The sequence below is a fragment of the Dysgonomonas sp. 520 genome (genome assembly GCF_010501095.1).
Lineage (GTDB): Bacteria > Bacteroidota > Bacteroidia > Bacteroidales > Dysgonomonadaceae > QVMP01.
Map to the genome: position 1 here is coordinate 38,159 of NZ_QVMP01000025.1, position 8,736 is coordinate 46,894.

The window sequence follows — 8,736 nt, forward strand, 5'->3', positions numbered from 1 at the left end:
CTAGATGACTTCATATTAAAAAATTGAACAGGCTTTAAAACAAGAAGCTAATCTTTCATCTATATGAGTGAGAAAATAAGAAAATTCAATTGGTTTTCAATGTTTTGGGATGGTTTTAGAAATATGACCACCCTGGGTAAAACCTTGTGGATATTGGTCATTATAAAACTCTGTATCATGTTTTTTATCCTGAAACCTTTTTTCTTTCCTAATTTCTTGAATAGTAGATTTGATGATAAAGAAAGCAAAGCCGATTATGTAAGGCAGGAATTAATAAACAGAAAATAATTCACCGGTCTCACTTTTTTGGCGCATCTTGTTTGTTTTTCTTAAGGGTTAAAAATTACTATTTTATAACTTTATTTCTTTTAATATGGAATTATTAAACGCTTCGTTAATTGACTGGTCGAGGGCACAATTTGCTTTGACGGCAATGTTCCATTGGGTATTCGTACCCCTGACACTAGGATTGGGAGTAATCATGTCGATCATGGAAACCGCCTATGTAAGAACAGGAAAGGAACAATGGAAAAAAACAGCAAAATTCTGGCAGACAATCTTCGGTATAAACTTTGCCATCGGGGTTGCGACGGGAATTATCCTCGAATTTCAATTCGGAACCAACTGGTCTAATTACAGCTTTCTTGTAGGAGACATCTTTGGTGCGCCATTGGCAATTGAGGGAATTTTGGCCTTTTTCATGGAAGCCACCTTCATCTCGATTATGTTCTTTGGATGGGATCGTGTAAGCAAAAAAGCACACTTGGCAGCAACATGGCTGACTATAACCGGAGCCACCTTATCGGCACTATGGATATTGGTTGCCAACGGCTGGATGCAGTTCCCCACCGGTATGGAATTCAACCCAGATACTATGCGAAACGAAATGACCGACTTTTGGGCCGTGGCCTTGTCTCCCGTGGCTATCAGTAAATTCTTCCATACGGTTTTCTCTACATGGATTCTGGGATCGGTATTTGTGGTGGGTGTTGCCGGATGGTATATGCTGAAAAAAAGAAATATCGAATTTGCAAAGCAGAGCATGCAGGTGGCGGCTATATTCGGACTCGCAGCATCTTTGCTAACTGCTTATACGGGCGATAGTTCGGCTTACGAGGTGGCGCAAAAGCAACCTATGAAACTGGCAGCGATGGAAGGTCTTTATAAAGGACAGGAAGGTGCCGGACTGATAGCTGTGGCTTTGCCAAACCCTGCAAAAAAATCGTGGAACGATGACGAAAAAGAGTATATCTTCAAGCTGGAAATCCCCAAAGCATTGTCATTGCTTGGTTATCGGGATTTTGATGCCTTTGTGCCGGGCATTCAGGATATTATAGAAGGCGGATATAAATTGCAGGATGGGACAATGGCTCTGTCGTTTGCAGAAAAACAGAAAAAAGGTGAAATTGCCAGGCTTGCCCTTGCCGATTACCAAACAGCTAAAAAAGCAAAGGACGAAATAGCTGCCGAAAAACATAAGGCTACTTTAATGGAAAATTATCCATATTTCGGATATGGTTACTTGGATACGCCCGATCAGCTTGTGCCTAATATTCCCGTAGTATATTGGTCTTTTCATATTATGGTCTATCTGGGCGGATTTTTCATTGTGCTTTTCCTTGCCGTTATATTCTTTCAAAGAAAAGACAAACTGAAAGATATGAAATGGTTGCTATGGGTGTGTATCATCTCAATCCCTCTGGTTTATATATGCAGCCAAGCGGGATGGTTGGTTGCAGAATTTGGGCGTCAGCCTTGGGCAATTCAGGATATACTGCCGCTTCAGGCTGCTATATCGGCACTCTCGGCTAGTTCGGTGAAGATTACATTCTTCCTGTTCCTGGCTTTATTCACTGCTTTGTCGATAGCAGAAGTTCGTATTATGTTGAACCAAATTAAAAAAGGGCCCGAAGAAGAGTCTAAGTAGGCTCTGTGTCTGGTGTTTAATTTAAAAAAAATAAACGATATGGATTATTCATTTTTGCAACACTATTGGTGGTTCATCATAAGTCTTCTGGGCGGATTATTAGTATTCTTGCTATTCGTGCAGGGAGGACAGTCAATGATATTTTCCCTTGCAAAGACCGAACAGCACCGCTTCCTTTTGGTGAATGCGATGGGACGTAAATGGGAATATACATTTACAACGTTAGTCACATTTGGAGGGGCGTTTTTCGCTTCGTTTCCGCTATTCTACTCAACAAGTTTTGGCGGAGCATATTGGGTGTGGATGGCAATATTATTTTGCTTTATCATACAGGCAGTTTCCTTCGAATTTCAATCGAAACCCGGCAATACACTTGGCAAGAAGACCTATCGCTGGTTCTTGTTCATCAATGGTGTTTTCGGAACATTCCTATTGGGAGTAGCCGTAGCCACATTTTTCACAGGTTCGGATTTTGGCGTGAATAAAGAGAACCTTGCCAACCCGTTGGGTGAGTATGGCGTAGTTATCAGTCAATGGCAGAACCCGTGGCACGGACTTGAGGCTTTGTTGAATGTCAGGAACCTTTGCTTAGGGTTAGCCGTATTGTTCTTGTCTCGAACATTGGCATGCCTTTTCTTTGTCAATCGCATGGCGGACAAAGAGTTGGTAGATCGTTCACGTAAATTCTTACTGTACAATGCCGTTCCGTTTGTAGTGTTTTTCCTCACATTCATGATTTGGACGCTTGTGGCAAAAGGTTTTGCAGTTGATCCCGAAACTAAGGTTGTTTCGTTGGAACAATATAAATATTTCTACAATTTGATAGAAATGCCTGCTGTTTTGGCAGTATTCCTCATCGGAGTCGTTCTTGTATTATATGGAGTTGGGCGCACATTGTTTTCCTCAACGTTCAATTCGGGAATATGGTATAGCGGAATAGGTACAGTGCTGACCGTAACATGCTTGTTCCTGATTGCGGGTTGGAATAATACGGCTTACTACCCGTCAACTTTTGGCGATATGCAGAGCTCCTTGACCATAGAAAATTCATGCTCCAGCGAATTTACCCTGACAGTGATGTCTTATGTTTCCATTCTTGTGCCATTTGTGTTAGCGTATATAGTATATGCTTGGAAATCACTGGAAAAGAAAAAGTTTGACTCGAAAGATTTCAAGAAAGACGGGCACATTTATTGATAGAGTTATCTAATAATTACTAAAAAATAATAAACGAGTATCGGGCTTCGATACTCGTTTATTATTTTTATATTTGACAGATAAATGTATCCGGGCGTAAGATTTAGCACTCCTACTTTTCGGGCAGGCCGAAGACCTGCTTCTACAGTCAAATATCAGGCATAGAAAAATAATATTGACAGGGCAGTAAACTTTATGGCATTATTTTTGTCTTATATATAACAACAGAATTATATTAATTAATATTTTTGTAATAAGAACATCAAATTATCTAGGTATATGGAAAATAACTTTTCACAAAGGGTTCGCAAAATCGTAGATTTCAGTCACGAAGAAGCGGGTCGACTCCAAAATAATTATTTGGGCCCGGAACATTTGATGCTTGGAATTCTCCGTAACGGAGATGGTGTTGCCATACAGGCATTAAAAGATTTTGGGATTGATTTAGAAGCTTTAAAACAAAATATAGACACAAAGATATTGGATCAACAAGAAGTATATCCAAACGCAACAAAAATTGTTTTAAGCAAAAGTACAGAGAAGATACTCAAAATGAGTATACTTGAAGCAAGGCTGACGAAGAGTCAGGAAACTGATTCGGAGCATCTATTGTTGGCTATCCTGAAAGATAACGACAATATCGCAGCCAATATATTGGAAATGTTTAACATGGATTACAAAGGAGTATTTATGTACATTAAAAGTAAAATAGAAATAGAGCAGGAAGATATAGACCTTTCGCCAAAAATGGGGGCTGACTTTACTGACGATGACGATGACGACGACTTCGGTGGTGGTTCTTCTCAAAACGTCAACACACAACAACCTCGTCAGGCAACGGATACGCCCGTGCTTGACAACTTCGGAACAGACATAACCAAAGCTGCGCTAGAAAATAAACTCGACCCGATTGTTGGTCGTGAGAAAGAAATAGAACGTCTGGCACAGATTCTGAGCCGCAGAAAAAAGAACAACCCGATCCTTATCGGTGAACCGGGTGTGGGTAAATCGGCCATTGTAGAAGGTTTGGCACTGCGCATTACGCAGAAAAAAGTATCGCGTGTGTTGTTCGACAAACGTGTGATTTCTTTGGACATGGCATCCGTTGTTGCCGGAACTAAATATCGTGGACAATTTGAAGAACGCATAAAAGCGATACTGAACGAATTGTCTAAAAATCCGAATATTATCTTGTTTATTGACGAGATACATACAATTGTTGGTGCAGGAGGAGCAACAGGCTCGCTTGATGCAGCCAATATGTTGAAACCGGCTCTTGCACGAGGCGAAATACAATGTATCGGGGCAACTACATTAGACGAATACAGGAAAAATATAGAAAAAGACGGTGCATTGGAGCGTCGTTTCCAGAAAGTGATGGTTGAACCAACCACTGCTGACGAAACATTGCAGATATTGAAAAATATCAAAGAGCGTTACGAAGAACATCACAATGTGAAATATACGGACGAAGCCCTGAAAGCCTGCGTTACGCTGACCGACAGGTATGTTACAGACCGTAATTTCCCGGACAAGGCTATCGATGCTTTGGACGAATCGGGTTCACGTATGCATATCTCCAACATTTCTGTGCCAAAGGTTATAGAAGATCTGGAGAAAGAATTGAGTGAGGTTGTTGAAGAAAAGACCAATGCCGTAAAAGCTCAGAAATACGAATTGGCAGCAAGTTTTCGCGACAAACAACGCCAATTGATGAAACAGTTGGACGAAGAAGAAGCGAATTGGGAAATTCAACTGAAAGAGCAACCTCAAATAGTAGATGCCGAGAAAGTTGCCGAAACAATTGCAATGATGACAGGCGTACCCGTTCAGCGGATATCCGAAAATGAGGGTGTCAAGTTGTTGGGTATGAAAGACAAACTGAAATCGGCGGTTGTTGGTCAGGACGAAGCTGTTAACAAAATAGTGAAAGCTATTCAGCGCAATCGTGTGGGATTGAAAGATCCTAACAAACCAATAGGCACATTTATGTTCCTTGGGCCTACCGGTGTAGGTAAAACTCACTTGGCGAAGAAAATCGCAGAGCAGTTGTTCGATTCGGCTGATGCGCTGATAAGGATAGATATGAGTGAATACATGGAGAAATTTAATGTTTCTCGTTTGGTTGGAGCGCCTCCGGGATATGTCGGATACGAAGAAGGCGGATTGATGACCGAAAAAGTGCGTCGCAGACCGTATTCAGTAGTTTTGCTCGACGAGATTGAGAAGGCTCACCCCGATGTATTCAACTTGTTGTTGCAAGTTCTTGACGAAGGTCACTTGACAGACAGTTTAGGCAGGAAAGTGGACTTTAAAAATACAATCCTGATAATGACTTCAAACGTGGGTACGCGTCAACTGAAAGATTTTGGAAGGGGTGTAGGTTTCAGTACTGATACCAGCAGTACCGGAATGAAAGAACATTCAAGAAGCGTTCTTCAAAAAGCCTTGAACAAAACGTTTGCTCCCGAATTCCTGAATCGTGTGGATGATATCATTATTTTCGATCAGTTGAGTAAAGAATCTATAAACAAGATTGTAGATATAGAACTTACCGATTTCTATAAGAGGATAGCTGATCTGGGATATACTCTTGAAATTGATGATGAAGCTAAACAATTCTTGTCCGATAAAGGCTATGATGTTCAGTTTGGAGCAAGACCTCTGAAACGTGCCATCCAGAATTATCTGGAAGATGAGATCGCCGAATTTGTCTTGGCAGGAACATTGAAGGAAGGTGATGTTATTGAGGTTTCCCTCGATAAAGAAAATGAAAAATTGAAATTGAAGACCAAATAAGGATAACTTATTAATATAGCAGAAGAAGAGGATGTCCCAACGGATATCCTCTTCTGTTTGTGTGCTTATTGAAGAAACTCTACAATCAGATTAATAGTAGTAACCTGATTTGAAGTAGTAGCAGCGGTTTCATTATTATACACAGTAAGTACGTCTCCTGCCGTAAAACTTAAAACCGTTATGAAACACGGACTTAATCCCCAACCATAACTATAGCCTGTTGCATTAGGCCTCCACACAGCTGTTCCGTTTTTATATAAAACCGGTAATACCGAATATGGATTATTTCCTGCGCGTGTAGACATCCAATGTCCTGTAATATTAACTCTGTATTTACCTGTAAATGGAATGGTTATAGTTCCATTTGTTTTATTCACCGCACCTTGGGTTGCATTGGATATAATTTCGGATGCAAAAGATTTTAATTGCCTGGTTGCATACGCTGTTGATGTAGGAAGAGTAGCACCCTCCAAAACAGCGAACCAAGAACCGGAGACATTCGCCCAGCTACCAACTCCGTTAGCATCAGAAATAAGCACCTTATTTATACCTTGTGTTCCATCTGCTATTTTAATTGCACCTACAGTCGAGCTTTTAATATCCAGTTTTGTGGACGGAGACAATAAGCCAATGCCAACATTTCCCGAATTAGTTATCACAACATCGTCTGCAGCCTGAGCCGCCGACACGTTTCCTGTTGATGGATTTGTGGTTGCCGCACTGGATGCCCCGTCAATATGCAAAAGCGTTTTCGGGTTGTCTGTATTCACACCTATCTGAGACAGGCAATATGCCGTTTGGCTGAATAATATTGCTATTAGTATTAATTTTTTCATTATTTTCTATTTTTATTATTTCAATTATTTATTTGACAAACTCTACAAGCATGGTCAAGCCCGAAGCTCCATTAGCATACCCTCTATTACTTTCGGTTGAAAACAGACTCAGTACATCATTTTTGCTCAAAGACATAAATGTATTATAACTTACATAAGTAGATGACGATAAGCTAGTATTCCCTAACGAATGAGGTGCCCATGATGTAGGAGCCGAATTTTTACGTAAATCATAGAAGCCTGCAATATAATATCCTGAAGAACGATTCATCAAAGATGTGCCAAAAAGAGAAATACGGTATATACCTGTATATGGAACAGTGATAGTTCCGGCTGTAACATTGACGTTTCCTATTCCTGATATAGAAACTTCGCCTCCGCTAAAGGGAATTTTCCGTTCACCAATAACCGTAGTGTAGGTCAAAGCACCACCTGTCAATAAAGCAAACCACCCACCTTGAATATTTTGCCAGGTTCCGACTCCATTGGCATCCGAAGACAAGACTTTTCCTCCGCCCTGATTTCCATCTGCAATCTTAATGGCTCCGGCGGTTGAGCTCGATATGCTAAGTGCATGCTGAGGGTTAACCATTCCGATGCCGACCTGTCCGCTTTTGGTGACCACCACATCGTCACTTACATTTGTGTTGACCGATGTATTCTTTTGAGGGTCGATATGAAATATGCCTTGCGGATTCTCCGTGTTGATTCCGACCTGTCCGTAAGCGATGATGCAGGTCAAAAGCATCGATAAGAATAATAAACTTTTTTTCATAATTTTTAATGTTGTTTGTCGTGTTAGTTTTTCGTCTCCGGTTCGTTTTTGCCTCTTCTTTAAAATTGCTAATCACCTGATTTTGTGCGACTAATATGCTCTGTCACTTTAGCAGTGACGGAGTAGTCATTTTGCATATGTTATGTATCTAATTATTAGTCGATTAAGTTTTATGATAAAGCAGAATGTTAAACACCTTGTTAAACATGAGGTTACTCACCTCAATAAAACGAGAGATGCGGTTGAAATAAATTACTGATAACAAACGATTAAACTGAAATGAGAAAATGCTCAGATCAAAATTTCTCGTTAAATATTCGTTAAACACGCACTAATTCAATTACTTAAACAACAACATGATATGAATTTTGAAAATAAGGACATTGATACGAACATGATGTTCGTTGATTTGGAAAAAGGAAAACAATGGACTGCCAGGCAAGACTATTGCAGGATAATATTAGTAATTTCAGGAAGACTGAATATCTCCTTTTCGGATGTTAAGGAAGAATCTATTTCCGCAAGTAAGTTCTTCTTCCTGCCTGCAGGATATGGATGCCTGATCAACGCTCTGGAAAAATCTTTTTTCGTGTCAATCGGCATTAATGATGAGGATTATTTGTATGACAGTTGCAGAATGAATGAGTTGAAAAGCGCAGAACAGCAAGGTGTTAGCTATCTGCCTTTCAATGATGTGATGAGCGGATATATCCGTTCTCTTCTTATTTACAAAGGTAAGAATATAGATTACAATTTTCTGGCTGATATCAAAGCTAAAGAGCTGATTTGCATACTTAAAGCATCGTATGCAGAGGAACAACTGAGCGGATTTTTCAGCACATACCTGACAAACAATTTACACTTTTCGGAGCAGGTCAGAAAACTAACCAAAAGCGTCCGAAATGTCAGGGAACTGGCTGATCAGATGCATTATAGCTATTCGGGTTTCAACAAGAAATTCAGAAAAGTATTCGGTGTTTCAGCCTATTCGTGGCTCAGGCAAAGAAGAGCCAATACCGTTTACCACGAAATATACCACACAGACAAGAGCCTGAAACAGATATCGACCGATAACAAATTCGCAACTCTGTCTCATTTCAATGAGTTTTGCCACAAAATATTGGGTGCTTCACCCCGACAAATCAGGAGTAAAAGATACAGGAAGCAAAATACATAAGTTTAAGGAATATTACAGGGAGTGA

Annotated in this window: 7 protein-coding genes; 5 read left to right on the plus strand and 2 right to left on the minus strand. The window is 40.2% G+C overall.

All coding sequences use genetic code 11. The annotated features are described in order from the left end of the window. Window positions 1–63: 63 nt before the first annotated feature. The 4 genes from D0T56_RS13965 (at window position 64) to D0T56_RS13980 (ending at window position 5,923) form a co-directional block, all read left to right on the plus strand. Window positions 64–288 (plus strand): DUF4492 domain-containing protein, encoded by a 225-nt coding sequence (locus D0T56_RS13965; protein WP_163320780.1) that lies wholly within the window; start codon window positions 64–66, stop codon window positions 286–288. Window positions 289–373: 85 nt separating this feature from the next. After that, complete coding sequence (locus D0T56_RS13970) at window positions 374–1,927, plus strand: cytochrome ubiquinol oxidase subunit I (protein WP_163320781.1); 1,554 nt, start codon at window positions 374–376, stop codon at window positions 1,925–1,927. Between the two features lie 39 nt (window positions 1,928–1,966). Further along, window positions 1,967–3,124, plus strand: a complete 1,158-nt coding sequence (locus D0T56_RS13975; protein ID WP_163320782.1) for a cytochrome d ubiquinol oxidase subunit II — start codon at window positions 1,967–1,969, stop codon at window positions 3,122–3,124. A 279-nt stretch (window positions 3,125–3,403) separates the two neighbouring features. Then, window positions 3,404–5,923, plus strand: a complete 2,520-nt coding sequence (locus D0T56_RS13980) for an ATP-dependent Clp protease ATP-binding subunit (RefSeq protein WP_163320783.1) — start codon at window positions 3,404–3,406, stop codon at window positions 5,921–5,923. A 65-nt stretch (window positions 5,924–5,988) separates the two neighbouring features. Here D0T56_RS13980 and D0T56_RS13985 read toward each other — a convergent pair whose 3' ends face one another. Then, the gene (locus D0T56_RS13985) at window positions 5,989–6,759 is read right to left on the minus strand and encodes a hypothetical protein (protein ID WP_163320784.1); all 771 of its coding nucleotides are present in this window, start codon (window positions 6,757–6,759) and stop codon (window positions 5,989–5,991) included. Between the two features lie 28 nt (window positions 6,760–6,787). After that, the gene (locus tag D0T56_RS13990; protein ID WP_163320785.1) at window positions 6,788–7,534 is read right to left on the minus strand and encodes a hypothetical protein; all 747 of its coding nucleotides are present in this window, start codon (window positions 7,532–7,534) and stop codon (window positions 6,788–6,790) included. Between the two features lie 361 nt (window positions 7,535–7,895). Here D0T56_RS13990 and D0T56_RS13995 point away from each other — a divergent pair, with 361 nt between their 5' ends. Beyond that, window positions 7,896–8,711: a helix-turn-helix domain-containing protein gene (locus D0T56_RS13995; RefSeq protein ID WP_163320786.1), complete on the plus strand. Its 816-nt coding sequence runs from the start codon at window positions 7,896–7,898 to the stop codon at window positions 8,709–8,711. Window positions 8,712–8,736 lie beyond the last annotated feature (25 nt).

Coding starts and splice junctions, on each gene's coding strand:
- D0T56_RS13965 (WP_163320780.1), top strand. CDS start 64: ATGAGTGAGAAAATAAGAAAATTCAATTGGTTTTCAATGTTTTGGGAT.
- D0T56_RS13970 (WP_163320781.1), top strand. CDS start 374: ATGGAATTATTAAACGCTTCGTTAATTGACTGGTCGAGGGCACAATTT.
- D0T56_RS13975 (WP_163320782.1), top strand. CDS start 1,967: ATGGATTATTCATTTTTGCAACACTATTGGTGGTTCATCATAAGTCTT.
- D0T56_RS13980 (WP_163320783.1), top strand. CDS start 3,404: ATGGAAAATAACTTTTCACAAAGGGTTCGCAAAATCGTAGATTTCAGT.
- D0T56_RS13985 (WP_163320784.1), bottom strand. CDS start 6,759: ATGAAAAAATTAATACTAATAGCAATATTATTCAGCCAAACGGCATAT.
- D0T56_RS13990 (WP_163320785.1), bottom strand. CDS start 7,534: ATGAAAAAAAGTTTATTATTCTTATCGATGCTTTTGACCTGCATCATC.
- D0T56_RS13995 (WP_163320786.1), top strand. CDS start 7,896: ATGAATTTTGAAAATAAGGACATTGATACGAACATGATGTTCGTTGAT.